Raw genomic sequence first — 25,390 nt, 5'->3', positions numbered from 1 at the left:
TGAAAAACCGCTAATGCCTGATGAGGTGCCCCCTATGTCCGATCAAGATCGAGACAACCCGCGGCGTGAGTTTTTGCGCAAATCCCTGACCTTGATCCCGGTGGTCACCGTTGCCAGCACCGGTCTGGGCAGCACGGTCCTGATGGCCGCGCCCGAAGCAGCCCCGGCCAGTTCCGGCAAAGCGCCGGTCAGCACCAGCACCTATGAACCAAGCTACTTCACCGCCGAAGAATGGACGTTCATCAAGGCGGCTGTCGCGCAGCTGATTCCGAACGATGCCCAAGGGCCAGGCGCCCTGGAAGCCGGTGTGCCCGAATACATCGACCGCCAGATGAACACGCCTTACGCGGCCGGCGCGCTGTGGTTCATGCAGGGACCATTCAACGCAGACGCTGCTCCGGAAATGGGCTGGCAGAGCAAACTGGTGCCCAAAGAGATTTATCGCCTGGGCATCGCCGCGACGGATGCTTGGTCGAAAACGTTCAACGGTAAAGTATTTGCTGAGCAAGACAGCGCTACCCGAGACGATTTGCTCAAGCAACTCGAGGCCGGAAAACCTCAGTTCGACAGTGTTCCAGCGAAGATTTTCTTCAACCTGCTGCTGCAAAACACCAAAGAAGGGTTCTTCTGCGACCCGATTCACGGCGGCAATAAAGGCATGGTCGGCTGGACCATGATCGGCTTCCCCGGCGCCCGCGCCGATTTCATGGATTGGGTGGAACGCAACGAGCAATACCCCTTCCCGGCAGTTTCGATTCGCGGCGAGAGGGCGTAAGCATGGCAACGGTAATGAAGAAGGTCGACGCAGTGATCGTCGGTTTTGGCTGGACGGGCGCGATCATGGCCAAGGAGCTGACAGAAGCCGGCCTGAATGTGCTTGCGCTGGAGCGCGGGCCGATGCAGGACACTTACCCCGATGGCAACTATCCACAGGTGATCGACGAACTCACCTACAGCGTGCGGAAAAAACTCTTCCAGGACATTTCCAAGGAGACTGTGACCATTCGCCATAGCGTGAATGACATCGCGCTGCCGAACCGCCAATTGGGCGCCTTCCTGCCCGGTAATGGTGTCGGCGGCGCCGGTTTGCACTGGTCCGGCGTGCACTTTCGGGTCGACCCGATCGAGTTGCGCATGCGCAGCCACTACGAAGAACGCTACGGCAAAAGCTTCATCCCCAAGGACATGACCATCCAGGACTTCGGCGTCAGCTATGAAGAGCTGGAGCCGTTTTTCGATTACGCCGAGAAGGTCTTCGGCACTTCGGGCCAGGCCTGGACGGTGAAGGGTCAGTTGGTCGGCGAAGGCAAGGGCGGCAACCCGTACGCGCCGGATCGTTCGAATCATTTCCCGCTGGAATCGCAGAAGAACACTGTTTCCGCACAGCTGTTTCAGAAAGCGGCCACCGCAGTGGGTTACAAACCCTACAACCTGCCCTCTGCCAATACGTCAGGCCCCTACACCAACCCCTACGGCGCACAGATGGGCCCGTGCAACTTCTGCGGTTTTTGCAGCGGCTATGTCTGCTACATGTATTCCAAGGCATCGCCGAACGTAAACATTCTGCCGGCGCTCAAACCGCTGCCCAATTTCGAGCTGCGGCCCAACTCCCACGTACTGCGGGTCAATCTCGACAGCACCAAGAGCAAGGCGACAGGTGTGACCTACATAGACGGCCAGGGCCGGGAAATCGAGCAGCCGGCAGACCTGGTGATCCTCGGTGCCTTCCAGTTCCACAATGTGCGGCTGATGTTGCTTTCGGGTATCGGTAAGCCGTACGACCCGATCAGCGGCGAAGGTGTGGTCGGCAAGAACTTCGCCTACCAGAACATGGCCACCATCAAGGTCTACTTCGACAAAGACACCCACACCAATAACTTTATCGGTGCCGGCGGAAACGGCGTGGCGGTGGACGACTTCAACGCCGACAACTTCGATCACGGGCCCCATGGCTTCGTCGGCGGCTCGCCGATGTGGGTCAACCAGGCCGGCAGCCGACCGATCGCTGGCACATCCAACCCGCCGGGCACCCCGGCCTGGGGCAGTGCCTGGAAACGTGCCACCGCCGATTACTACACCCATCAAGTGTCGATGGATGCCCACGGCGCGCATCAATCCTACCGCGGCAACTACCTCGATCTGGACCCGGTGTACCGCGATGCCTACGGCTTGCCGCTGTTGCGGATGACCTTCGACTGGCAGGAAAACGACATCAAGATGAACCGCTTCATGGTCGAGAAAATGGGCAAGATCGCCGAAGCGATGAGCCCCAAGGCCATCGCCGTACTGGGCAAGAAAGTTGGTGATCACTTCAACACCGCGTCTTACCAGACCACCCACCTCAACGGTGGCGCGATCATGGGTACCAATCCGAAAACCAGCGCCTTGAACCGTTACTTGCAGAGCTGGGACGTGCACAACGTTTTCGTCCCCGGAGCGTCAGCTTTCCCACAAGGCCTGGGCTACAACCCTACCGGCCTGGTGGCAGCGTTGACCTACTGGTCGGCCCGGGCAATCCGCGAGCAGTACCTGAAAAACCCCGGCCCGCTGGTTCAGGCTTAAGGAGCGATGACCATGAAAGCACTTGTTATCGCGACCCTGACGTTGCTCGGCTGTGGCTCGGTCAACGCCGCAGAAATTGATCAAAACCTGATCAAACAAGGCGAGTACCTGGCCCGCGCGGGTGACTGCGTGGCCTGCCACACCGCCAAGGACGGCAAGCCGTTCGCCGGTGGCCTGCCGATGGAAACACCGATCGGGACGATCTACTCCACCAATATCACGCCGGATAAAACCGGCTTGGGTGACTACAGCTTTGAGGATTTCGACAAAGCCGTCCGCCATGGTGTCGCCAAAAACGGTAGTACCTTGTACCCGGCGATGCCCTATCCGTCCTACTCCAGCGTCAACGAACCCGACATGAAAGCCTTGCACGCCTACTTCATGCACGGCGTGGCGCCTGTCGCTCAGGAGAACAAGGTCAGCGACATCCCTTGGCCTTTGAGCATGCGCTGGCCGCTTGCGGGCTGGCGCTGGATGTTTGCCCCGGCCGTGGCGGACTACAAAGCGGCACCCGGCGAAGAAGCGGTGGTCAGTCGTGGGGCTTATCTGGTGGAGGGCCTCGGACATTGCGGCGCATGCCATACGCCACGTGCCCTGACCATGCAGGAAAAAGCTCTGAATGCAGGTGAAGGCAGCACATTTCTGTCAGGCAGTGCGCCATTGGAAGGCTGGATTGCGAAAAGTCTGCGCAGCGATCACAAAGACGGCCTCGGCAGCTGGAGCGAAGAACAACTGGTGCAGTTCCTCAAGACCGGTCGCAGCGATCGCAGCGCGGTGTTTGGTGGCATGAGTGATGTGGTGACGCACAGCATGCAATACATGACCGACAACGATCTGACCGCGATTGCCCGTTACCTCAAGTCCTTGCCGGCGAATGATCCCAATGATCAGCCGCACCAGTACGACAAACAGGTCGCACAGGCGCTGTGGAACGGGGACGACAGCAAGCCTGGCGCTTCGGTGTACATCGACAACTGCGCGGCCTGTCACCGTACCGATGGCCATGGCTACACCAAAGTGTTCCCGGCGCTGGCAGGCAACCCGGTGTTGCAGTCGCAGGATCCGACGTCGCTGATTCACATCGTGCTCAAGGGCGGTACGCTGCCGGCGACTCACACGGCGCCTTCGACCTTTACCATGCCCGGGTTCGCCTGGCGGTTGTCGGATCAGGAAGTGGCGGATGTGGTCAGTTTCATCCGCAGCAGCTGGGGCAACAAGGGTGAGCCGGTCAAGGCGAGCGACGTAGCAGACCTGCGCACGAATGATATGAAGACCACGTCGGCCGACGATCTGGGGCAAGTCACCCAGAAAAACTGACTGCCCGGCGGCACTAGCCAGATGAATAACGCCTCTATACTGTATATAAAAACAGTACAGAGGCGTTCTCATGTCCACCCCTCTTCCCCCGCGCGGTCGCGGCACCGCGACCAACCCGCACAACCGCTTCGCGCCGAATCGCTCGGTGGCCGAGGATGACGGCTGGTATCAGGAAGCGCCGATCACCCAAGGCACCGAGGTGCGTATCGAAACGGCAAAAACCATCATCACTCGCAACAACTCGCCGGACTTGCCCTTCGATCGTTCGATCAATCCCTATCGCGGCTGCGAGCACGGTTGCATCTATTGCTACGCGCGGCCCAGCCACGCTTATTGGGACATGTCGCCAGGGCTGGACTTCGAAACCAAACTGATCGCCAAGACCAACGCCGCCGATGTGCTGGAAGAACAACTGTCCAAGCGCGGCTATCAATGTGCGCCGATCAATCTGGGCTCCAATACGGACCCTTATCAGCCGATTGAACGCGAACACAAAATCACCCGCAAAACCCTCGAAGTGCTGCTGCGCTATCGCCATCCAGTGACCATCATTACCAAGGGCTCGCTGATTCTGCGGGATCTGGACCTGCTGGGCGAACTCGCCGAGCAAAGGCTGGTGGCGGTGATGATCAGCCTCACTACCCTGGACGACGAGCTCAAACGCATCCTCGAACCGCGCGCCGCTGCACCCAAGGCTCGGTTGCGGGCGATCCGCGTGATGCATGAAGCGGGAATTCCGGTGGGCGTTCTGTGCTCGCCGATGATTCCGATGATCAACGACAGCGAACTCGAAAGCCTGCTCACCGAAGCTCATGCCGCAGGGGCGCAAAGTGCGGCCTACATGATGCTGCGCCTGCCGCTGGAAGTTGCGCCGCTGTTCGAAGAATGGCTGGCGGCCCACTATCCTCAGCGTGCCGCTCATGTGTTGAGCCTGATTCGTCAGAGCCGTGGTGGCGAGCTCTACGACAGTCGCTTCGGTGCCAGGATGCGTGGCGAAGGACCGATTGCCGATCTGCTGGCGCAACGCTTTGCCAAAACCATCAAACGTCTGGGGCTCAATCGTCGGGAAGGTTTCAATCTGGACTGCGAAGCCTTCTGTCCGCCGGGTCGCCAGATGTCGTTGATTTGAGGACAATTGGCCTATGATTGAGTAGTGTGAAATTCACTTTGCCACTACGCCGGTCACGTTTTTTGTGACCTGGAACACACGTTCTAGAGCATTTTATTCAGTTTGAGTTAAGTTTCGGCCGCTACCTTGTTCATCGAGTGACTGACGGGGCGAGATTCTCGACCTGGATGTTTTTTAAACAGCCACTGGCTTCACACCGGACAAAACGGGAAAATTCCCTGACTCCGCCAAAGAGGATGAATCATGAGTGACAAGGATAAACAGCCGTTGGCTGCGTCGGCTTCAGCCCAACCGGAGGCGGAAACCGCCGATGCAGCGCTGCAGCATATCGTTGATGGCTTTTTGCATTTTCATCACGAAGTTTTTCCACAGCAGGAAGAACTCTTCAAAAAACTCGCCACGGCCCAGAGCCCCAGAGCGATGTTCATCGCCTGCGCCGATTCGCGCATCGTTCCTGAGCTGATCACCCAAAGCTCCCCTGGCGACCTGTTCGTGACCCGTAACGTCGGCAACGTTGTGCCGCCTTATGGGCAAATGAACGGCGGTGTTTCCACGGCAATCGAATACGCGGTACTGGCCCTCGGCGTGCAACACATCATCATCTGCGGGCACTCCGACTGTGGCGCGATGCGCGCAGTGCTCAACCCGCAAAGCCTGGAAAAAATGCCGACGGTCAAAGCCTGGTTGCGTCATGCCGAAGTGGCAAAAACCATGGTCCAGGACAACTGCCATTGCGCTGACGAAAACGAAAGCATGCACGTCCTCACCGAGGAGAATGTGATCGCTCAGCTGCAACATTTGCGCACGCACCCGTCGGTCGCTTCGCGCATGGCTAATGGTCAGCTGTTTATCCATGGTTGGATCTACAACATCGAAACCAGCGAAATCAGGGCTTACGACGCGGACAAGGGTTGTTTCCTGCCGCTCGACGGCAGCCATCCGATTCCGGTGGCGACGCCCAAAGCGCGCTTCTAAATCCTCCTAAATCCCTGTGTGGTTTAGCCGAGGCTGCCGATCAGGCAGCCTGGCTTCGCCACGCCTGAAGAAAACTTCGGGAGAGTCACCATGCGTGCTGCTCAACTTAAAGCTGTACTGCCACGGGAGCTGCTGGCGTCCGTGGTTGTGTTTCTCGTCGCCCTGCCCTTGTGCATGGGTATCGCCATTGCCTCGGGGCTGCCGCCGTCCAAAGGCTTGATCACCGGGATCATCGGTGGCCTGGTGGTGGGCTGGATTGCCGGTTCACCACTGCAAGTCAGCGGCCCGGCGGCCGGTTTGGCGGTTCTGGTGTTCGAACTGGTGCGCCAGCACGGCATCGCCATGCTCGGGCCAATCCTGCTGCTGGCCGGTTTTCTGCAACTGGTGGCCGGACGCTTGAAACTGGGCTGCTGGTTTCGGGTCACGGCGCCGGCGGTGGTCTACGGCATGCTCGCCGGGATTGGTGTACTGATCGTGTTGTCACAGGTGCATGTGATGCTCGACGCCGTGCCCAAGCCTTCCGGGCTAGATAACCTGGCAGCCTTCCCGGCTGCGGTCGTCCAGGCCTTGCCCTCCTTCGGTTGGCAAGCCGGGTTGCTCGGGCTGTCGACGATTGCGGTGATGTGGTTGTGGGAGAAATTCCGCCCTCATTCCCTGCGCTTCATTCCCGGTGCACTGCTTGGTGTAGGCCTGGCGACTGTCGCCAGCCTGGTGCTCGCCTTGCAGGTCAAACGAGTGGAAGTCCCGGCCAACCTGGCAGAAGCCATCGACTGGTTGAAACCTGCGGATCTGCTCAATCTGGCTGACCCGACCTTGCTGATCGCCGCGTTTGCCGTGGCCTTCATCGCCAGCGCCGAAACCCTGCTCTCCGCCGCCGCGGTGGACCGCATGCACAACGGCCAGCGTTCCGACTTCGACCGGGAATTGTCGGCTCAAGGCGTAGGCAACATGCTTTGCGGTTTACTCGGCGCGCTACCGATGACCGGCGTGATCGTGCGCAGTTCGGCCAACGTCCAGGCCGGCGCCACCACGCGACTGTCGGCGATCTTCCATGGCCTGTGGCTGCTGGCTTTCGTGTTGCTGCTGTCCAGCGTGCTGCAAAGCATTCCGGTGGCGAGCCTGGCGGGCGTTCTGGTTTACACCGGTTTCAAACTGGTCGACCTCAAGGCCTTCCGCGGTCTGGGTCGTTATGGGCGGATGCCGATGTTCACCTACGCGGCGACCGCTCTGGCAATCATCTTCACCGACCTGCTGACTGGCGTGCTGATCGGCTTCGGCCTGACCCTGGCCAAGCTGGCCTGGAAGGCCTCGCGGCTGAAAATCAGCCTGATCGATCTGCCCAAGGACGGCGAAATGGAACTGCGATTGATAGGTGCAGCGACCTTTCTCAAAGTGCCGGCGCTGACCCAAGTGCTGGGGACCATTCCGGCAGGCGCGACGGTGCATGTGCCGCTCAATAACCTGAGCTACATCGATCACTCGTGTCTGGAATTGCTGGAGGAATGGGGCCGGGCCAATGCGGCCAAGGGATCAAAACTGTTGATTGAAGCGCGGGGGTTGAAGCGCAGGCTGGAAGGGCGCTTACGAACCACCTCCGGAGTGGGCTCTACGACATAAACATAAACAATGTGGGAGCGGCGGTGCGACGATTCGACTTGCTCGCGAAAGCGGTGCGTCAGTCAACATCAATGTTGAATGATCGACCGCCTTCGCGAGCAAGTCGAATCGTCGCACCGCCGCTCCCACAGGGATTCGGTTCCTACCGTAAAATCAAGCCGCCGGCTGATCCAACTCCAGCCCTACGCCCAGCTGGCGCGACAGACACGGCCAGCGCTTCCATGCAGCGCCGGTGTCCGGGCTGTTGAGCTTCTCGCGGTAGGCCTCGACGGACTCCAGCGCGAAACTGTCTTCATTGAGCATCTCGTCCACAGCGTGATGCACCGCCTCATCCAGTTGATTGGCAAACTCCTCGCCGATCAGTTGGTGGGCAATCAGGTTGGCAACAGTCATGTCCAAGGGGATCAGTGGCTGGCCAAAATGCTTGATGTACAGGTCATTAACCTCTTCGACCAGGCGATGCGCCAGATAGGCTTCGTCCAGCAGGCTGTCCAGACCAACATGACCGGCCATGATCGCCGGCGGCTGGAGGAAGAACTGCTCGGCGATTTTCAGCACCGGTTTGATCTGTGATTCGATACCCGCTTCCCTGGCGACTTCATTGGCTGCGTCCAGCAGGTCCGGCACTTGCTCTATATACGCGGCCACAAAACGCGTCATCACGCCGTTGGCGTCGACATCCGGCAATTGGATGGCGGAGTGAAGGTGTGGCAGTTGGGTTTCCAGCTGACGAGTCAGCTGGCCGGTTTCGGCTTCGTGTTGTTGGGCTTTTTGGATCTGCTCGCGCAATGCGGCGGTGTTCATGAAAACTCCAGGAAACAAAGGCAATGAAATAGGGAAGACATAACTTAGCTGGCATACGAAAAATGCTAAGACGCATTTGTCATAATTATTTCATCCTTGAGACATCAAAGTTATATCGGTTTGCCACCACTCGTCTGCATCCTTCTCCATTCGTGCCCTGGAACGCAAGTCCCAGCTGTTTCAGATGATTTACGCCCTCACATTGCGAGGTGGCAGTCGCTGTCTATACTCGGGTGGGAATGGAGTTAGCTGATGACGCCCGACTGCACACGCAGCAAGGCTCGGCGATTCAAGTTCGTAGTCTGAAAAAGCCGCTCCCTTGCCGCAGGTGAAAGCCGGCGGGATAACAAGAACGATAAGGGGAACCCGCAATGATGCGACATCCACATGTCTGGATGGGCCTCCTGTTGTGGTCGATTTTCAGTCAGGCACAAGCGGCCTGGACTGTGAATATGGCGCCTGGAGCGACTGAAATCAGTCACGCAGTATTTGACCTGCACATGACCATTTTCTGGATCTGTGTAGTGATCGGCATCATCGTCTTCGGCGCCATGTTCTGGTCGATGATTCTCCACCGCCGCTCGACCGGGCAGGTGGCCGCAAAATTTCATGAAAGCACCACCGTTGAAATCCTCTGGACCATCGTGCCCTTCCTGATCCTGGTGGCCATGGCGGTTCCCGCGACCGCAACCCTGATCAAGATGTACGACGCCAGTGAGCCGGATATCGATATCCAGGTCACCGGCTATCAGTGGAAGTGGCACTACAAATACCTGGGCCAGGACGTTGAGTTCTTCAGCAACCTGACCACGCCCGCCGATCAGATCCACAACAAGGAAGCCAAGAGCGAACACTACTTGCTTGAGGTCGATAAGCCTTTGGTGCTGCCGATCGGCGCCAAGGTGCGCTTCCTGGTGACTTCCGCCGACGTCATCCATTCTTGGTGGGTGCCGGCCTTTGCGGTCAAGCGTGATGCGATTCCGGGGTTCGTCAACGAAGCCTGGACCCGCGTCGACAAGCCCGGCATCTACCGCGGTCAATGCGCCGAATTGTGCGGCAAGGACCACGGCTTCATGCCCATCGTGGTCGAGGTCAAGGAAAAGGCCGATTACGAAAAATGGCTGGGCGAGCGCAAGGCTGAAGCCATGCAGCTCAAAGAGCTGACCAGCAAGGAATGGACCCTCGACGAGCTTAAAGAGCGCGGCGACAAGATCTACCACACCACCTGCGTCGCTTGTCACCAGGCCGAAGGTCAGGGCCTGCCGCCGATGTTCCCGGCGCTCAAGGGCTCGAAAATCGCTACCGGACCGAAAGAAGGACACCTGAGCATTGTCTTCCACGGCAAGCCCGGCACCGCCATGGCGGCGTTCGGCAAGCAGCTCTCGGAAGTCGATATCGCAGCGGTCGTGACCTACGAACGTAACGCCTGGGGCAACAACAAGGGCGACATGGTCACCCCTAAAGAAGTGCTGGAGCTGAAACAGGCGGAAAGCAAATGACCCGGTCTATTGCGCACGTAAGGAACCAGTCGGGGCATCGCGCCCCGGCCTGCCCAGCCCATCTGTTTGCAGGAGACAGGACATGACTGCTGTCGTCGATGACCATGTTCATATCGGCACCGCCCACGCCCACGGCCCCGCCAAAGGCCTGATGCGCTGGGTCCTGACCACCAACCACAAGGATATCGGCACGCTGTACCTGTGGTTCGCGTTCTCCATGTTCTTGCTCGGCGGCTCATTCGCGATGGTGATTCGTGCCGAGTTGTTCCAGCCAGGACTGCAAATCGTCCAACCGGAATTCTTCAACCAGATGACCACCATGCACGGTCTGGTGATGGTCTTCGGTGCGGTGATGCCGGCGTTCGTCGGCCTCGCCAACTGGATGATCCCGTTGATGATCGGCGCGCCGGACATGGCCCTGCCACGGATGAACAACTTCAGCTTCTGGCTATTGCCGGCGGCGTTCATCCTGTTGGTATCGACCCTGTTCACCCCCGGCGGTGGACCGAACTTCGGCTGGACGTTCTACGCCCCGCTGTCGACGACCTACGCGCCGGAAAGCGTGACCTTCTTCATCTTCGCCATCCACTTGATGGGGATCAGTTCGATCATGGGCGCGATCAACGTGATCGCCACCATCCTCAACCTGCGCGCCCCCGGCATGACGCTGATGAAAATGCCGCTGTTCGTCTGGACCTGGCTGATTACCGCGTTCCTGCTGATCGCGGTGATGCCGGTACTGGCCGGCTGCGTGACGATGATGCTGATGGACATCCACTTCGGCACCAGCTTCTTCAGTGCCGCCGGTGGCGGTGACCCGGTGTTGTTCCAGCACGTGTTCTGGTTCTTCGGTCACCCCGAGGTGTACATCATGATCCTGCCGGCCTTCGGTGCCGTCAGCTCGATCATTCCGGCCTTCTCACGCAAGCCGCTGTTCGGCTACACCTCGATGGTCTATGCGACGGCGAGTATCGCGTTCCTGTCGTTCATCGTCTGGGCGCACCACATGTTCGTGGTCGGCATTCCGTTGGTGGGCGAGTTGTTCTTCATGTACGCCACGCTGCTGATCGCGGTGCCGACTGGAGTGAAGGTGTTCAACTGGGCCAGCACCATGTGGCAAGGCTCGCTGACCTTCGAGACACCGATGCTGTTTGCGGTGGCGTTCGTGATCCTGTTTTCCATCGGCGGTTTCTCCGGGTTGATGCTGGCCATCGCCCCGGCGGACTTCCAGTACCAGGACACCTACTTTGTGGTCGCGCACTTCCACTACGTACTGGTGCCGGGGGCGATCTTCGGGATCTTCGCTTCGGCTTACTACTGGATGCCGAAATGGACCGGCCACATGTACGACGAAACCCTCGGCAAGCTGCACTTCTGGCTCTCGTTCATCGGCATGAACATGGCGTTCTTCCCGATGCACTTCGTGGGGCTGGCGGGCATGCCGCGTCGGATTCCCGACTACAACCTGCAGTTCGCCGACTTCAACATGGTGTCATCGATCGGTGCGTTCATGTTCGGCGCCACGCAGATCTTCTTCCTGTTCATCGTGATCAAGACCATCCGCGGCGGCCCGCCAGCACCGGCCAAACCGTGGGATGGGGCCGAAGGCCTGGAATGGAGTATTCCGTCGCCGGCTCCGTATCACACCTTCACCACGCCGCCGGAAGTGAAATGAACACCTTGCCCTATGTGGGAGCGGGCTTGCTCGCGAAGAACGATAACGCAGTTTGTCTGACGGACCGCAGCGTCTGCTTCGCGAGCAAGCCCGCTCCCACAGGGTTTTGTGTGGAGGGCTTGCACCGTGGCTGACTCTATTTCGTTGAAGAAACTGGTCACGCGCCTGCTGCTGGTGGTGGTGGCGATGTTTGTCTTCGGGTTTGCCCTGGTGCCGATCTACGACGTGATGTGCAAGGCGTTCGGCATCAACGGCAAGACCGGCGGGCAGTACGAGGGCGAGCAAACGGTCGACACCTCGCGGCAGGTTCGCGTGCAGTTTCTGTCGACCAATGCCGCCGACATGTCCTGGGACTTCTACCCCAAGGGCGATGAGCTGACGGCCAACCCGGGCGCGGTGAACGAGATGATCTTCATTGCCCACAACCCAACCGATCGCCCGATGAGCGCCCAGGCGGTTCCGAGCATCGCGCCCAGTGCCGCGGCGGCGTACTTCCACAAGACTGAATGTTTCTGCTTTACCCAGCAAGTGCTGCAGCCCGGTCAACGGATCGAGATGCCGGTACGTTTCATCGTTGACCGTGACATGCCCAAGGATGTGAAGCACCTGACGCTGTCTTACACGCTGTTCGATATCACCGCCCGACATCCACCGGTGGCTGTAAATACTGGCGGCTGAGCGTGCCCGATAAGGAGAACAATAAATGGCAACTCATGAACATTATTACGTTCCGGCACAGAGCAAATGGCCGATCATTGCCACCGCAGGCATGCTCACCACCGTGTTCGGCCTGGCCACCTGGTTCAACGATCTGAAGGCGGCGCGGCCGGAGTCCCACGGCCCGCTGATCTTTTTCGTCGGCGGCCTGATGGTGGCCTACATGCTGTTCGGCTGGTTCGGTACGGTGATCAAGGAAAGCCGCCAAGGGTTGTACAGCGCACAGATGGATCGCTCGTTCCGCTGGGGCATGAGCTGGTTCATCTTTTCGGAGGTGATGTTCTTCATCGCCTTCTTCGGCGCACTGTTTTATGTGCGTAACATTTCCGGCCCGGCGCTCGGGGGTGAAGGGGTCAAAGGCATCGCTCATATGCTTTGGCCGAATTTCCAGTTTGCGTGGCCATTGCTGCACACCCCTGACCCGCAACTCTTCCCGCCGCCCAAGGAAGTCATCAGTCCCTGGGGCCTGCCGCTGCTCAATACCGTTTTGCTGGTGAGTTCCAGCATCACCGTGACCATCGCCCACCACGCCTTGAAAAAGGGCCATCGCGGCGCGCTGAAAATCTGGCTGGCGCTCACCGTGCTGCTGGGCTGCGCGTTCCTTGGTTTTCAGGCCGAAGAATACATGCATGCCTACCACGAACTGGGCCTGACGCTCGGTTCGGGCATCTACGGCGCGACCTTCTTCATGCTCACCGGCTTCCACGGCGCCCACGTGACCATCGGCACCATCATCCTGTTTGTGATGTTGATGCGGATCATGCGCGGGCACTTCGACGCCGATCACCAGTTCGCGTTTGAAGCGGCGAGCTGGTACTGGCACTTCGTGGACGTGGTGTGGATCGGTCTGTTCGTTTTCGTCTACGTGCTCTGAGGCTTTACCAAGGCGCAGTAGAGACCAACTGGCCGCTGAAAAAACCCCAGGCAATCAAGCCGACGGTAATGGCGGCCAGCGCAACACGAACACTCAAGGCAATGACGAGGCGGTTCGAGCTGCTGTCGTCCTTGACCAGAAAAAACAGGCCGCTGAACAGGCTGACAACCGTGGCAATCAGCATCAGGACGATGGCTGCTTTGAGCATGGTGAGACTCCGGGGGGAAGGCGATGCACTTGAGTATAGCTATCGCGACTAGCGACTTTCTGGCGACGCCATGAAGCGTTTTCGGCCGGGCATCGTACCGACCCTGGTGGTCGCGTTGTTGCTGCCCATGCTGGTGTCACTCGGGTTCTGGCAATTGAGCCGGGGCGCAGAGAAAAGCGCGCTGCTGCAAAGCTACACCGAGCGCCGCGCCGCTGAACCGATGGCCAGCACCGAGCTGCAACACACCGCAGATCCGGCCTTCCGCCGGGTTCACCTGCACGGCCAGTTCGATGCCGCCCACAGCCTGTTGCTGGATAACCGTCAGCGCGACGGCAAGGTTGGCGTCGAACTGCTGCAACCGTTTCAGGATCAGGCGACCGGGCTCTGGTTGTTGATCAATCGCGGCTGGCTGCCGTGGCCGGATCGCCGCACCCCACCGCAGTTCACTACACCGACTCAGGCCTTGAGTCTCGTTGCCTGGGTCTACGTCTCCCCCGGCGCCACTTTCCAGTTGCACGCCGACCCGAACACCACGACCTGGCCACAACTGATCACCGCGGTCGAGGCGGGCAAGCTCTGGACGGCGCTGGATCGCGAAGGTTTTGCCTACGAATTACGCGCAGAAAACGGCTCCGCGTCCTACCAGGCCGATTGGCCGGTAGTCGCCATGGGGCCGGAAAAACACCTGGCTTATGCCGTGCAGTGGTTCGCCATGTCGATCGCCCTGTTCGGCCTCTATCTCTATCTCGGCTGGCACAACGCAAAGGAGAAACACCATGGGAGCGGCCATGAATCCACCCAGCATGTCTGAGGCGAAAACGCCGGCGAGTCGGCGCAAAGGTCGCTTGCAGTTACTGCTGATCCTGCTCGGGGTGATCGGTCCGATGATCCTCGCCACCGGCATGTACAAATTGCAGTTCTGGGTACCGGAAGGTCGCAGCTATCACGGCGAACTGATCGGCAACGGCCAGACCCGCGCCGACCTCGGCGTGCAGGCACAAGAGGATCGTTGGCAGATACTGGTGACCGCGCCCAAGGATTGCTCGGTGGACTGCCAACAACTGGTGTACCTGGCGCGGCAGATCCAGATCGGCCTCGGCCGTGATGCCGGGCGCGCCAGTCATGCCTTGGCCGCGGCACAACCGCTGAGCAGTGAATACGACGCCAAGCTGACGCGCGAGTATCCTCAATTGCAGCGCTATCCACTGAGCCTGACCGACTTCCATAAAACTGCCGGCGACAAGGCTGTGCCACAGCTGTGGATCATCGACCCTCACGGCAATCTGGTGCTGCGCTACGACCCGACGGTGAAGGGTAAGGATCTGCTCAACGACCTGCGTCATCTGCTGAAACTGTCGAACATCGGATAAGGGCATCGTCATGGCCAAACCTGGATTTCGCCTCGCGCTGTTTGCCACCATGCTGGCACTGATTGTGGTGTTGCTCGGCGCCTACACCCGCCTGACCCACGCCGGGCTCGGTTGCCCGGACTGGCCGGGTTGCTATGGCTTTATCAGCGTGCCGAAAAGCGAAGTTCAATTGGCCCATGCCGAACTGCATTTTCCGGATGCTCCCGTCGAAGCCCATAAGGGCTGGAACGAGATGGTTCACCGCTACTTCGCCGGCACGCTGGGGCTGCTGATCTCGGTGCTGGCGGGTCGCGCCTGGGTTCATCGTCGTCATCCGGGACAACCGGTGAAGTTGCCGTTGTTTCTGCTGGCGGTGGTGATTGCCCAAGCGGCATTCGGCATGTGGACGGTAACGCTCAAGCTCTGGCCACAAGTGGTGACCGGGCATTTGCTCGGCGGCTTTGCGACGTTGAGCCTGCTGTTTTTGCTGACGTTGCGATTGTCCGGCGTGTTGCCGGCGCTGACCGTGCCACGGCGTTTGCAGTACTGGGCGACCGCCGGGTTGCTGCTGGTGATCCTGCAAATCGCCCTCGGTGGCTGGGTCAGTTCCAACTACGCGGCGGTGGCCTGTATCGACTTCCCGACCTGTCATGGGCAATGGCTGCCACCCGCGGACTTCGCCAACGGTTTTCACCTGACCCAACACATCGGCCCCAATTACCTCGGCGGGCAACTGGACAGCGATGCCCGCACCGCGATTCATCTGACTCACCGCATCGGCGCATTGCTGGTGACCCTGGTGTTGCTGGGGCTGGCCTGGCAACTGAAGGTGGTCGGCATGACGCGCCTGGCGGGGCTGGTGCTGATTGCACTCGCCGCACAAATCACCCTCGGCATCAGCAATGTGCTGTTTCACCTGCCGCTACCAGTGGCCGTCGCGCACAACGCGGGCGGCGCGGCACTGTTGCTGACGATGGTGCTGGTCAATTATCACGCGCGAACCAGTCTGGTTCGGGTCAAGCAGCAACCCTCTGCGCGCTGGCGGTTCAGCCCGCGCAAACACTCAGCCGGGCCCATAACAATAAAAGGAGAGATGCCATGGCGACTCTGATCGGTGCACGTCACAGTCAAGCGATCTGGCGTGACTACCTGGAGCTGACCAAGCCGAAAGTGGTGGTGCTGATGCTCATCACCTCGCTGGTCGGCATGTTCCTCGCGACCCGCGCCGGAGTACCGTGGACGGTGCTGGTGTTCGGCAATCTGGGGATCGCCTTGTGTGCCGGTGGTGCGGCGGCGGTCAACCATGTCGTGGACCGGCGCATCGATGCGGTCATGGCCCGCACGCACAAACGTCCCCTGGCCGAAGGCCGGGTGTCGCCGGCGGCCGCGCTGACGTTTGCCTTGGTATTGGCGGTGCTTGGGCAAGCCATACTGCTGGCTTTCACCAATCCACTGACGGCGTGGCTGACCCTGGCCTCGCTGCTCGGCTACGCGGTGGTCTACACCGGTTTCCTGAAACGCGCGACGCCGCAAAACATCGTCATCGGAGGCCTGGCCGGCGCCGCCCCGCCACTGCTCGGCTGGACCGCCGCTACCGGCCACGTCAGCGCCGAACCACTGTTGCTGGTGCTGATCATCTTCGCCTGGACCCCGCCGCACTTCTGGGCACTGGCCATTCACCGCAAAGAGGAATACGCCAAGGCCGACATTCCGATGCTGCCGGTAACCCATGGCGAGCACTACACCAAGGTCCACATCCTGCTTTATACCTTCGCGCTGCTGGCCGTCAGCCTGATGCCGTACGTGATCCACATGAGCGGCATGCTCTACCTGATTTGCGCGCTGGGACTGGGCGCGAGGTTTCTGCAATGGGCCGTGGTGCTGTACCGTGGCACTCGGCCGCACGCGGCGATCAACACCTTCAAGTACTCTATTTACTACTTGTTCCTACTGTTTATCGCGCTGCTCGTAGACCACTACTTACTGTTGAACCTATGACTCGAACCCAGAAAACCGTCTTCATCCTCGTTGCCCTGATCGCGCTGGTCCTGGGCCTGACCATCAACAAAGTGCTGTCCGGTAAAGGCCAGGGCGATCCGACAGCATTGATCGACGCCGGGATCATCCTGCTGCCGCAAAGCCGTAATCTGCCGGACGTGACGATGACCGATCAGGACGGTAAACCGGTGGCGGTCAACGCGTTGAAAGACAAATGGTCGCTGCTGTTCTTCGGCTACACCTTCTGCCCCGACATCTGCCCGACCACCCTCGCCCAGCTGCGCCAGATCAAGAGCGAACTGCCGCCAGAGGCTGTGGATAAGTTGCAGATCATTCTGGTCAGCATCGACCCGAACCGCGACACGCCCCAGCAGCTCAAGCAGTACCTGGGCTACTTCGATCCGCAGTTCAAAGGCCTGACGGCTTCGTCGGTTGAAGACATTCAGAAACTGGCCAACGCGGTGAGCATTCCGTTCATTCCGGCGGATACCAATAAACCGAATTACACCGTCGATCACAGCGGCAACCTGGCGGTGATCGGGCCGGACGGGACGCAGCGCGGGTTCATTCGGGCGCCGTTGAACAACGTGAAATTGGTGGCGCAGTTGCCGGTGATGCTCAAGCGCAAATAGTTGTGCTGACACAGAACTAATGTGGGAGCGGGCTTGCTCGCTCCCACAAGGTCCGTATTCCAAGCATAAAAAACGGGGACGCAATCAATGCGTCCCCGTTTTTTATTGCTGTCAGATCAGAACGCCGGCAATACCGCGCCTTTGTACTTCTCGAGGATGAAGGCTTTCACTTCCGGGCTGTGCAGGGCAGCAATCAGCTTCTTCATCGCTTCGCTGTCCTTGTCGTCTGGACGGGCAACGAGGATGTTCACGTAAGGCGAGTCGTTGCCTTCGATGACGAGCGCGTCCTTGGACGGGTCAAGCTTGGCTTCCAGCGCGTAGTTGGTGTTGATCAGCGCCAGGTCAACCTGGGTCAGCACGCGCGGGATGGTCGCGGCTTCCAGTTCACGGAATTTCAGGTCCTTGGCGTTCTCGGTGATGTCTTTGACGGTCGACAGGATGTTGTTCGAATCCTTCAGCTTGATCAGGCCAGCCTTCGCCAGCAGCAACAGCGCACGGCCGCCATTGGTGGCGTCGTTCGGGATCACTACGTTGGCACCGCCTGGCAGCTCGGTCAGCGCTTTGTACTTGCTGGAGTAAGCACCCAGCGGTTCCAGGTGCACGCCGGCAACGGCCACCAGGTTGGTGCCCTTGGCCTTGTTGAATTCATCGAGGTACGGCTGGTGCTGGAAGAAGTTGGCGTCCAGACGTTTTTCGGCCACCTGCACGTTCGGCTGGATGTAGTCGGTGAAGACTTTGACCTTCAGGTCCACGCCTTCTTTGGCCAGGGCCGGTTTCACGAATTCGAGGATTTCTGCGTGCGGGACCGGGGTGGCCGCGACGGTCAGGGTTTCATTGGCCTGAGCAGAGAACGCTGCAACTGCTGCGAGCGCTACGAGTAATTTTTTCATTCAGCTAACTCCTTGTGGGTACTCGCTTGCGACGCCTGAATTCGGCGCCTGCCAGCGAATGGCCGGCTCATGTCTTATTTACGTGAACGCTTTATTTTCTGGAGAAATGGACTACCAATTTGTCGCCAACAGTCTGCAGAACCTGAACGATCACCAGCAGCAACATCACTGTCACTACCATCACATCAGGCTGGAAACGCTGGTAACCGAAACGGATCGCCAGGTCGCCCAAACCTCCCGCGCCGACCACACCCGCCATCGCCGTGTAGGACACCAGTGTAATGGCTGTCACCGTAATCGCGGCGAAGATGCCCGGGCGGGCTTCCGGCAGCAAGGCATTGGTGATGATCTGCCGGGTCGTCGCGCCCATGGCCTGGGTCGCCTCGATGATGCCGCGATCCACTTCACGCAGGGCGGTTTCCACCAGCCGCGCGAAGAATGGCGTAGCGCCCACCACCAGCGGTGGAATCGCACCGGCGACACCCAGGGACGTACCGGTGATCAACACCGTAAACGGAATCATCACGATCAGCAGAATGATGAACGGCAGCGAACGCAGGATGTTCACCACCAGCGACAGCATCGCGTAAACGCCTTTGGCTTCCAGCAACTGACGCGGGCTGCAGAGGAACAACAGCACGCCCAGGGGCAGGCCAAGCAAAACAGTGAACAACAGCGAACCGAAGAGCATCAGAAAGGTATCGCCGGTGGCCAGCCAGATTTCGAACCAGTCGATATTGACGAAGAAACTTGTCAGGACTTCCATCAGCGCAGCACCTCCATGTGGACGTCAGCTGCGGTGAAGTGGGCGAACGCCGCTTCCATGTCGCCACCGGTCACGGCCAGGGTCAACTGCCCGTAGGGCACGTCTTTAATGCGGTCGATACGACCGGCCAGGATGCTGTAGTCCACACCCGTTTCCCGGGCGACGGTACCCAGCAATGGCGCGTAGGTCGCTTCGCCCTGGAAGGTCAGACGCACGATGCGGCCTGGAACGTGAGCGAAGTCGTCGCGCTGTTCGCTTTCGTCGATCTGCTCGTCCTCTTGCACGAAGCGCTTGGTGGTCGGGTGCTTCGGATGCAGGAACACCTCGGCCACCGAACCTTGCTCGACGATCACGCCAGCGTCCATCACCGCGACCTGGTCGCAGACCCGGCGGATCACGTCCATCTCGTGGGTAATCAACACGATGGTGAGCTTCAGCTCGCGATTGATCTCGGCCAGCAATTGCAGGACCGACGCAGTGGTCTGCGGGTCCAGTGCGCTGGTGGCTTCGTCGCACAGCAGGATTTTCGGCTTGGTCGCCAGGGCGCGGGCGATGCCGACGCGCTGCTTCTGGCCACCGGACAATTGCGCCGGGTACTTCTTGGCGTGGTCGGACAGGCCGACCCGCTTCAGCAATTCGGCCACACGCCGGTCGATGTCGCTGCGCGACAGTTCACCGGCCAGGGTCAGTGGCAGCGCGACGTTGTCGGCCACGGTCTTGGACGCCAGCAAGTTGAAGTGCTGGAAAATCATCCCGACTTGCTGACGGAAACGTCGCAGGCTGTTGGCGTCGAGCGCGGTGACTTCTTCGCCGTCGACGAATATCTTGCCGCCACTGGACTCTTCCAGGCGATTGATCAGACGCAGCAGGGTACTTTTTCCCGCACCGGAATGGCCGATCAGACCGAAGACCTGACCGTTCTCAATCGTCAGACTGGTCGGATGCAGGGCGGGAATATCCTTACCGGCGACGCGGTAAGTTTTGTGGACGTTTTGAAACTCGATCACGTAGCGAACCTTGTGGGGCGCGTTGGAAAAGGGTCAGCGGTTAGCCGGGCGCGCATTTTAGCCTGTCCGTATAGAGGTTATTAGCATTTATTCCGCATTCAACCTTTCATTTGGCAATAACGCGATCAAAGGTTAGAAAAAAGGAACGGCGCAAAACGTCATCAGTCACTAATTAGGCAACTCGAAAACGCCCCCGGTCCGTGCCAGGGGTATTGCTCAAGAGTCCTGGCTACGGCGGGAATCGCAACGAGGAGTTTTGTCTGATGAGTACTAAAAAACCTGCCGCAACCAAAAGCGCACTGGCCGGGACCGATACCCCGGACCGCGGTAACACCAATGCCAAGCTCGACAGCCTGGAACAATTTCGCTCCGACGCCACTGAACAGGCCCTGCGCACCAACCAGGGCGTGAAAGTCTCGGACAACCAGAACACGTTGAAAGCCGGCGCCCGCGGGCCATCGTTGCTGGAAGATTTCATCATGCGTGAAAAGATCACGCACTTTGACCATGAGCGCATTCCCGAGCGCATCGTCCACGCCCGCGGCACCGGTGCTCACGGCTACTTCCAGAGCTATGAAACCCATTCCGTGCTGACCAAGGCCGGGTTCCTACAAGACCCAAGCCAAAAAACCCCGGTCTTCGTCCGCTTCTCCACGGTGCAGGGCCCTCGTGGGTCGGGCGATACCGTGCGGGACGTACGAGGTTTCGCGGTGAAGTTTTTCACCGACGAAGGCAACTTCGACCTGGTGGGCAATAACATGCCGGTGTTTTTCATTCAGGATGCGATCAAGTTTCCTGACTTCGTGCACGCGGTGAAACCCGAGCCGCACAATGAGATGCCCACCGGCGGTTCAGCTCACGATACCTTTTGGGATTTTGTCTCTCTGGTACCAGAGTCGGCGCACATGGTGATCTGGACCATGTCCGACCGGGCGATCCCGAAAAGCCTGCGCAGCATGCAAGGCTTCGGCGTGCACACCTTCCGCCTGATCAATGCCGAAGGTAAATCGCGCTTCGTCAAATTCCACTGGCGCCCCACGGCCGGGACCTGTTCGCTGGTGTGGGATGAAGCGCAGAAACTCGCCGGTAAAGACACGGATTGCCACCGTCGCGATCTCTGGGAGTCGATCGAGATGGGCGACTACCCGCAATGGGAACTGGGCGTACAGATCATCGAGGAGGAGAACGAACATAAATTCGACTTCGATATCCTCGACCCGACCAAGCTGATTCCGGAAGAACTGGTGCCGATCACCCCGTTGGGCAAGATGACCCTCAACCGTAACCCCGATAACTTCTTCGCCGAAACCGAACAGGTCGCCTTCTGCCCTGGGCATATCGTGCCGGGGATCGACTTTTCCAACGATCCATTGCTGCAAGGTCGATTGTTTTCCTACACCGATACGCAAATCAGCCGACTTGGCGGGCCGAACTTTCACGAAATCCCGATCAACCGCCCGGTCGCACCGTTCCACAATGGTCAACGGGACGCATTGCATCGCACCACCATCGACAAGGGCCGCGCGTCCTACGAGCCGAACTCCATTGATAGCGGTTGGCCGAAAGAAACACCGCCGGCAGCCCAGGATGGCGGCTTCGAAAGTTATCCAGAGCGCATCGACGCCAACAAGATCCGTCAGCGCAGCGAGTCATTCAGCGACCACTTCTCCCAGGCGCGGCTGTTTTTCCACAGCATGAGCAAGCACGAGCAGGAGCACATCATCTCGGCTTACAGCTTCGAGTTGGGCAAGGTTGAGCGGGCGTTCATCCGCACGCGCCAGGTGAATGAGATTCTGGCCAACATCGATCTGGAACTGGCTAAGCGTGTGGCGCAGAACCTTGGCCTGCCGGTACCGAAAGCGGGGACGGTCGAGGTGCGTAAGACCTCACTGGATCGCTCGCCGGCCCTGAGCCAGGCCAACTTGCTGCCGGCGGATATCAAAACCCGCAAAGTGGCAATCCTGGCAGCCAATGGCGTCGATGGTGCAGCGATTGATGCCATGAAGAAAGCGCTGAAGGCAGAAGGTGCGCACGCCAAACTGCTCGGCCCGACTTCTGCGCCTGTGACCACCGCCGATGGCAAAGCATTGCCGGTCGATGCGTCAATGGAAGGCTTGCCTTCGGTGGCCTTCGATGCGGTGTTTGTGCCCGGTGGCGCGGCGTCGATCAAGGCGCTAAGCACCGACGGGGTGGCGCTGCATTACCTGCTGGAGGCGTACAAGCACTTGAAGGCGATTGCACTGCAAGGCGAGGCCAAACAGTTGCTGGATGTGTTGAAGCTGGAGGCTGATGCGGGGTTGATCGTGGGCACGGATGCGAAGTTGATCAAACCGTTTTTTGCCGCGATTGGGCAGCATCGGGTGTGGGACAGGGAGCCGACAGCCAAGGCGATTCCGGCTTAAATATCTTTGGCGTTTGAAATGACGCTATCGCGAGCAAGCTCGCTCCCACAGGATTGAGGGTTGACCACAGATTTGTGATCACCCCATCCAATGTGGGAGCGAGCTTGCTCGCGATGCTTTTAGGGTTTGCGAGGACTCAGAACCATCTGCGCCGGCACGTTGCGCAGAATCTGCTTCTCCAGGTTCAGGTCAAAATCCGCATCGAGCTTCTTCACTCGCTTGGTCAGCAACGTGGTCAACCAAGGGAAGTCCTGGGTGCGTGGCGCCTGAATACTCACATCGCACTGGTAATTCACCACATCGGCGGCGATCGCATCCAGTTGACGACGAAGCTTGGTCATATCCGTCAGGTTCAATGCAACCGTGGTGCTTTCAGCCGTCGGATCAATGACCTTGGCCTGTGGCTTGGCTTCGGCAGCCATGAGCGCAGCTTCGGCTCTATCCAGCTCAGCTTTACGGGCATTAACGATGGCGTTGTTGACCCCACCGGTCAGCGCCGGAGCCTTGGGCATCAACGCCCGGGCGCGGCTCAGTGCAGTGGCAGCGGCATTCACATCGCCTTTTTGCAACACGATCTGACTGCGGCGCAGATAGGCTTCGGCCAGTTGCCGCTGGTATTGCACAAGGGATTGATCGTTGGGCGATTCGGCCTGCAAGGCTGCGAGTTGATCTTCGGCAGTCGCCAGCTCACTGCTGGCGAGGCTTTGTTCCAGCTGTGCGATGGCCGTGGCCCGTGCACCGGTGGCCTCGGTGGCCGCCGGTGGCGTGCTTTGGCAAGCGCCCAGTAGCAGCGAAAATGCAACAAGGAGCAGATAACGGGAGGCGAACGGCTTCATTCCTGCGACTCTCTATTTGCGCAAAAAACGAGCAAGTCTACACCCCTCGACGGGGCAGGACAAAACTCAGCAGAAACAGTGCGGCGGCCGTCACCACAATCGATGGGCCCGCCGGGGTGTCCTTGAACCACGACAGCGACAGCCCGCCACAGACCGCGAGCATGCCCAGCAGGCTCGCGCCCAGTGCCATCTGCTCCGGTGACCGGGCGTGACGTTGTGCCGCAGCCGCCGGGATGATCAGCAAGGACGTAATCAGCAACACACCGACGATTTTCATCGCCACAGCGATCACCACGGCAATCAACAACATCAGGGTCAGGCGCAACGCCGCCACCGGCAGACCTTCAACCCTGGCCAGTTCTTCATGCACCGTGATTGCCAGCAATGGCCGCCACAACGTCACCAGCAAGGCTAGAACAGCCGCGCTGCCGCCGAGTATCCAGGCCAGATCGGTCGGGCTGATCGCCAGCAAGTCGCCGAACAGATAAGCCATCAGGTCGATCCGCACTTCGTGCATGAAGCTTAGTACGACCAAGCCCAAAGAGAGCGTGCTCGGTGCGAGAATTCCCAAAAGCGTGTCGGACGCCAGCGGTTGGCGCTGTTGCAAGGTCACCAGCAACACCGCTAACAGCAGGCAGCCTACGGTGACCGCAACGGTCGGACTGACATCCAGCAGAAAACCCAGCGCCACGCCGAGTAGCGCGGCATGGGAAAGGGTGTCGCCGAAATAGGCCATGCGCCGCCAGACCACGAACGAACCCAGCGGGCCCGCGACCAATGCCAGGGCCAGACCTGCAAGCAGGGCGTAGAGCAGAAAATCAGCCATGCTTGCAGCTATCTCCGTGAACGTGGGTAGGGGCCGACGGGGCGGCGCTGACCACCGAGCCATGCAGGTCATGGGCGTGGTCGTGATGGTGGTGATAAATCGCCAGGTTTTGTGCGTTCTTTCCGAACAGCTCGACGAAAGCCGGATCACTGCTGACCTGCTCGGGATGCCCCGAGCAGCAAACGTGGCGGTTGAGGCAGACCACCTGGTCGGTGGTGCTCATCACCAGATGCAGGTCGTGGGACACCATCAACACGCCGCAACCGTGGCGGTCGCGCAATCGTGTAATCAGGCTGTAGAGCTCGGCCTGACCGGCCACATCGACGCCTTGCACAGGTTCATCGAGTACCAGCAATTCCGGCTCGCGCAGCAATGCCCGGGCCAGTAGCACCCGCTGCATTTCGCCTCCGGAAACACTTTGCACCGGGCTGTCGATCACCTGTTCGGCGCCGACTTCCTTGAGTGCCGCCAAGGCCATGGCGCGGTCCACGCCCGGCACCAGACGCAAAAAACGCAGCACCGACAGCGGCAGCGTCGGATCGACGTGAAGTTTTTGCGGCATGTAACCGACCCGCAGCTTCGGTTTGCGCCATACGCTGCCCCTGTCCGGCTTCAACAGACCGAGTACCGCGCGCACCAGCGTGGTCTTGCCGGCACCGTTAGGGCCGATCAGGGTGACGATCTGTCCGGGCTCGACGCTCAACTCGATGTTATCCAGCACGTTTTGCCCGGCAAAGGTGACAGCAACCTGCTCGAGGCGGATCAGCGCGTTGCTCATCAACCCCCCTGGCAACCTGAGCAGAGGCCGACCACTTCAACGGTCTGGCCTTCGACGACAAATCCGACATCCTTGGCGCTGCCGATGATCGCGTCGCTGATGGATTTCTGTTCGAGCTCAATGGCGGCGTGGCATTCGCGGCAAATCAGGAACTGGCCCTGATGGGCATGTTCCGGGTGATTGCAGCCGACGAAGGCGTTCAGCGAGGAGATGCGGTGTACCAGGCCGTTTTCCAGCAGAAAGTCCAGCGCACGGTACACGGTCGGCGGCGCCGCGCGGCGGCCGTCCTGCTCGCTGAGCACCGCGAGAATGTCATAGGCACCCAACGGTTTGTGGCTTTGCCATACCAGTTCCAGCACCCGCCGGCGCAAGGCGGTCAGGCGCAGGCCTTGACGTGCGCACAGAACATCGGCCTCAGACAATGCGCTATGGACGCAATGAGAGTGGTCGTGGGGACGGCTGGCAATCGGTGTTTTAGGCATGAGCGGCGACGAGTTTTGTGAGAGACGTTATTATGTTACCTGTTCTC

The 25,390-nt window shown here is 59.6% G+C and carries 25 protein-coding genes; 16 read left to right on the top strand and 9 right to left on the bottom strand.

Going from position 1 to position 25,390, the window contains the following annotated elements; genetic code table 11:
• Nucleotides 1-34 precede the first annotated feature (34 nt).
• The 6 genes from ACMXYH_RS01340 to ACMXYH_RS01315 all read left to right on the top strand — a co-directional run bounded on the left by ACMXYH_RS01340 (nt 35) and on the right by ACMXYH_RS01315 (nt 7,600).
• Nucleotides 35-775 carry a gluconate 2-dehydrogenase subunit 3 family protein gene (locus ACMXYH_RS01340; protein ID WP_415766066.1) on the top strand — a complete coding sequence of 247 codons (741 nt, stop codon included), beginning with the start codon at nt 35-37 and terminating at the stop codon, nt 773-775.
• A gap of 2 nt (nt 776-777) precedes the next feature.
• Nucleotides 778-2,562, top strand: coding sequence for a GMC family oxidoreductase (locus ACMXYH_RS01335; protein ID WP_415766065.1), 1,785 nt, complete (start codon nt 778-780; stop codon nt 2,560-2,562).
• A 12-nt stretch (nt 2,563-2,574) separates the two neighbouring features.
• Nucleotides 2,575-3,879 (top strand): c-type cytochrome, encoded by a 1,305-nt coding sequence (locus ACMXYH_RS01330; protein ID WP_415766064.1) that lies wholly within the window; start codon nt 2,575-2,577, stop codon nt 3,877-3,879.
• A gap of 70 nt (nt 3,880-3,949) precedes the next feature.
• Nucleotides 3,950-5,008: a PA0069 family radical SAM protein gene (locus ACMXYH_RS01325; RefSeq protein WP_415766063.1), complete on the top strand. Its 1,059-nt coding sequence runs from the start codon at nt 3,950-3,952 to the stop codon at nt 5,006-5,008.
• 243 nt (nt 5,009-5,251) lie between these two features.
• Nucleotides 5,252-5,983, top strand: a complete 732-nt coding sequence (locus tag ACMXYH_RS01320; RefSeq protein WP_129439625.1) for a carbonic anhydrase — start codon at nt 5,252-5,254, stop codon at nt 5,981-5,983.
• Nucleotides 5,984-6,073: 90 nt separating this feature from the next.
• Entirely contained in the window at nt 6,074-7,600 is a 1,527-nt protein-coding gene (locus tag ACMXYH_RS01315; protein WP_129439627.1) for a SulP family inorganic anion transporter, read from the top strand.
• A 153-nt stretch (nt 7,601-7,753) separates the two neighbouring features.
• Here the strand turns inward: ACMXYH_RS01315 and ACMXYH_RS01310 are convergent, their stop codons facing one another.
• Nucleotides 7,754-8,404, bottom strand: coding sequence for a hypothetical protein (locus ACMXYH_RS01310; RefSeq protein ID WP_134421179.1), 651 nt, complete (start codon nt 8,402-8,404; stop codon nt 7,754-7,756).
• Between the two features lie 371 nt (nt 8,405-8,775).
• Between ACMXYH_RS01310 and coxB the strand changes: the two genes are divergently transcribed.
• From coxB to ACMXYH_RS01290, 4 genes are all read left to right on the top strand, one after another.
• Nucleotides 8,776-9,903, top strand: coding sequence for a cytochrome c oxidase subunit II (gene coxB, locus ACMXYH_RS01305; protein WP_129439629.1), 1,128 nt, complete (start codon nt 8,776-8,778; stop codon nt 9,901-9,903).
• 82 nt (nt 9,904-9,985) lie between these two features.
• Nucleotides 9,986-11,578 (top strand): cytochrome c oxidase subunit I, encoded by a 1,593-nt coding sequence (gene ctaD / locus ACMXYH_RS01300; RefSeq protein WP_129439631.1) that lies wholly within the window; start codon nt 9,986-9,988, stop codon nt 11,576-11,578.
• A 126-nt stretch (nt 11,579-11,704) separates the two neighbouring features.
• Nucleotides 11,705-12,256: a cytochrome c oxidase assembly protein gene (locus tag ACMXYH_RS01295; protein WP_129439633.1), complete on the top strand. Its 552-nt coding sequence runs from the start codon at nt 11,705-11,707 to the stop codon at nt 12,254-12,256.
• Nucleotides 12,257-12,281: 25 nt separating this feature from the next.
• On the top strand, nt 12,282-13,169 hold the full coding sequence (locus ACMXYH_RS01290; RefSeq protein ID WP_129439635.1) for a cytochrome c oxidase subunit 3: 888 nt from the start codon (nt 12,282-12,284) through the stop codon (nt 13,167-13,169).
• A 4-nt stretch (nt 13,170-13,173) separates the two neighbouring features.
• Here the strand turns inward: ACMXYH_RS01290 and ACMXYH_RS01285 are convergent, their stop codons facing one another.
• Entirely contained in the window at nt 13,174-13,377 is a 204-nt protein-coding gene (locus ACMXYH_RS01285; RefSeq protein WP_094469789.1) for a twin transmembrane helix small protein, read from the bottom strand.
• 70 nt (nt 13,378-13,447) lie between these two features.
• Here ACMXYH_RS01285 and ACMXYH_RS01280 point away from each other — a divergent pair, with 70 nt between their 5' ends.
• Genes ACMXYH_RS01280 through ACMXYH_RS01260 form a run of 5 tightly spaced genes read left to right on the top strand, consistent with a single transcriptional unit; the run spans nt 13,448 to nt 17,356 of the window.
• Entirely contained in the window at nt 13,448-14,188 is a 741-nt protein-coding gene (locus ACMXYH_RS01280; RefSeq protein ID WP_415766062.1) for an SURF1 family protein, read from the top strand.
• Complete coding sequence (locus tag ACMXYH_RS01275; protein WP_347803965.1) at nt 14,154-14,747, top strand: hypothetical protein; 594 nt, start codon at nt 14,154-14,156, stop codon at nt 14,745-14,747. Before ACMXYH_RS01280 ends, ACMXYH_RS01275 begins: the two co-directional genes overlap by 35 nt.
• A gap of 10 nt (nt 14,748-14,757) precedes the next feature.
• Nucleotides 14,758-15,837: a COX15/CtaA family protein gene (locus ACMXYH_RS01270; RefSeq protein ID WP_415766060.1), complete on the top strand. Its 1,080-nt coding sequence runs from the start codon at nt 14,758-14,760 to the stop codon at nt 15,835-15,837.
• Nucleotides 15,825-16,724 carry a heme o synthase gene (gene cyoE / locus ACMXYH_RS01265; protein WP_134421173.1) on the top strand — a complete coding sequence of 300 codons (900 nt, stop codon included), beginning with the start codon at nt 15,825-15,827 and terminating at the stop codon, nt 16,722-16,724. Before ACMXYH_RS01270 ends, cyoE begins: the two co-directional genes overlap by 13 nt.
• Nucleotides 16,721-17,356: an SCO family protein gene (locus ACMXYH_RS01260; RefSeq protein ID WP_415766059.1), complete on the top strand. Its 636-nt coding sequence runs from the start codon at nt 16,721-16,723 to the stop codon at nt 17,354-17,356. The genes cyoE and ACMXYH_RS01260 overlap by 4 nt, the downstream gene beginning before the upstream one ends.
• A 116-nt stretch (nt 17,357-17,472) precedes the next feature.
• On the opposite strand, the gene ACMXYH_RS01255 is transcribed toward ACMXYH_RS01260, so the two are convergent.
• The 3 genes from ACMXYH_RS01255 to ACMXYH_RS01245 all read right to left on the bottom strand — a co-directional run bounded on the left by ACMXYH_RS01255 (nt 17,473) and on the right by ACMXYH_RS01245 (nt 20,019).
• Nucleotides 17,473-18,246, bottom strand: coding sequence for a MetQ/NlpA family ABC transporter substrate-binding protein (locus tag ACMXYH_RS01255; protein ID WP_415766058.1), 774 nt, complete (start codon nt 18,244-18,246; stop codon nt 17,473-17,475).
• A gap of 91 nt (nt 18,247-18,337) precedes the next feature.
• Nucleotides 18,338-19,012: a methionine ABC transporter permease gene (locus tag ACMXYH_RS01250; RefSeq protein ID WP_033059807.1), complete on the bottom strand. Its 675-nt coding sequence runs from the start codon at nt 19,010-19,012 to the stop codon at nt 18,338-18,340.
• Nucleotides 19,012-20,019, bottom strand: a complete 1,008-nt coding sequence (locus ACMXYH_RS01245; RefSeq protein ID WP_140676009.1) for a methionine ABC transporter ATP-binding protein — start codon at nt 20,017-20,019, stop codon at nt 19,012-19,014. The genes ACMXYH_RS01250 and ACMXYH_RS01245 overlap by 1 nt, the downstream gene beginning before the upstream one ends.
• Before the next feature lie 263 nt (nt 20,020-20,282).
• Here ACMXYH_RS01245 and katE point away from each other — a divergent pair, with 263 nt between their 5' ends.
• The gene (katE, locus tag ACMXYH_RS01240; RefSeq protein ID WP_415766057.1) at nt 20,283-22,421 is read left to right on the top strand and encodes a catalase HPII; all 2,139 of its coding nucleotides are present in this window, start codon (nt 20,283-20,285) and stop codon (nt 22,419-22,421) included.
• Nucleotides 22,422-22,540: 119 nt separating this feature from the next.
• On the opposite strand, the gene ACMXYH_RS01235 is transcribed toward katE, so the two are convergent.
• The 4 genes from ACMXYH_RS01235 to zur are packed head-to-tail and all read right to left on the bottom strand — an operon-like array spanning nt 22,541 to nt 25,343.
• Nucleotides 22,541-23,257, bottom strand: a complete 717-nt coding sequence (locus ACMXYH_RS01235) for a PA5502 family lipoprotein (RefSeq protein ID WP_415766056.1) — start codon at nt 23,255-23,257, stop codon at nt 22,541-22,543.
• Nucleotides 23,258-23,294: 37 nt separating this feature from the next.
• Complete coding sequence (znuB, locus tag ACMXYH_RS01230) at nt 23,295-24,083, bottom strand: zinc ABC transporter permease subunit ZnuB (RefSeq protein WP_056738429.1); 789 nt, start codon at nt 24,081-24,083, stop codon at nt 23,295-23,297.
• The gene (gene znuC / locus ACMXYH_RS01225; RefSeq protein ID WP_415766055.1) at nt 24,076-24,861 is read right to left on the bottom strand and encodes a zinc ABC transporter ATP-binding protein ZnuC; all 786 of its coding nucleotides are present in this window, start codon (nt 24,859-24,861) and stop codon (nt 24,076-24,078) included. Before znuC ends, znuB begins: the two co-directional genes overlap by 8 nt.
• Nucleotides 24,861-25,343: a zinc uptake transcriptional repressor Zur gene (zur, locus tag ACMXYH_RS01220; protein ID WP_415766054.1), complete on the bottom strand. Its 483-nt coding sequence runs from the start codon at nt 25,341-25,343 to the stop codon at nt 24,861-24,863. The genes znuC and zur overlap by 1 nt, the downstream gene beginning before the upstream one ends.
• Nucleotides 25,344-25,390: the final 47 nt, after the last annotated feature.

Source organism: Pseudomonas frigoris (assembly GCF_047758635.1).
Classification (GTDB): Bacteria; Pseudomonadota; Gammaproteobacteria; order Pseudomonadales; family Pseudomonadaceae; genus Aquipseudomonas; species Aquipseudomonas frigoris.
Note: the sequence above shows the minus strand (reverse complement) of the source record. Positions and strands in the feature narration are given on the sequence as shown.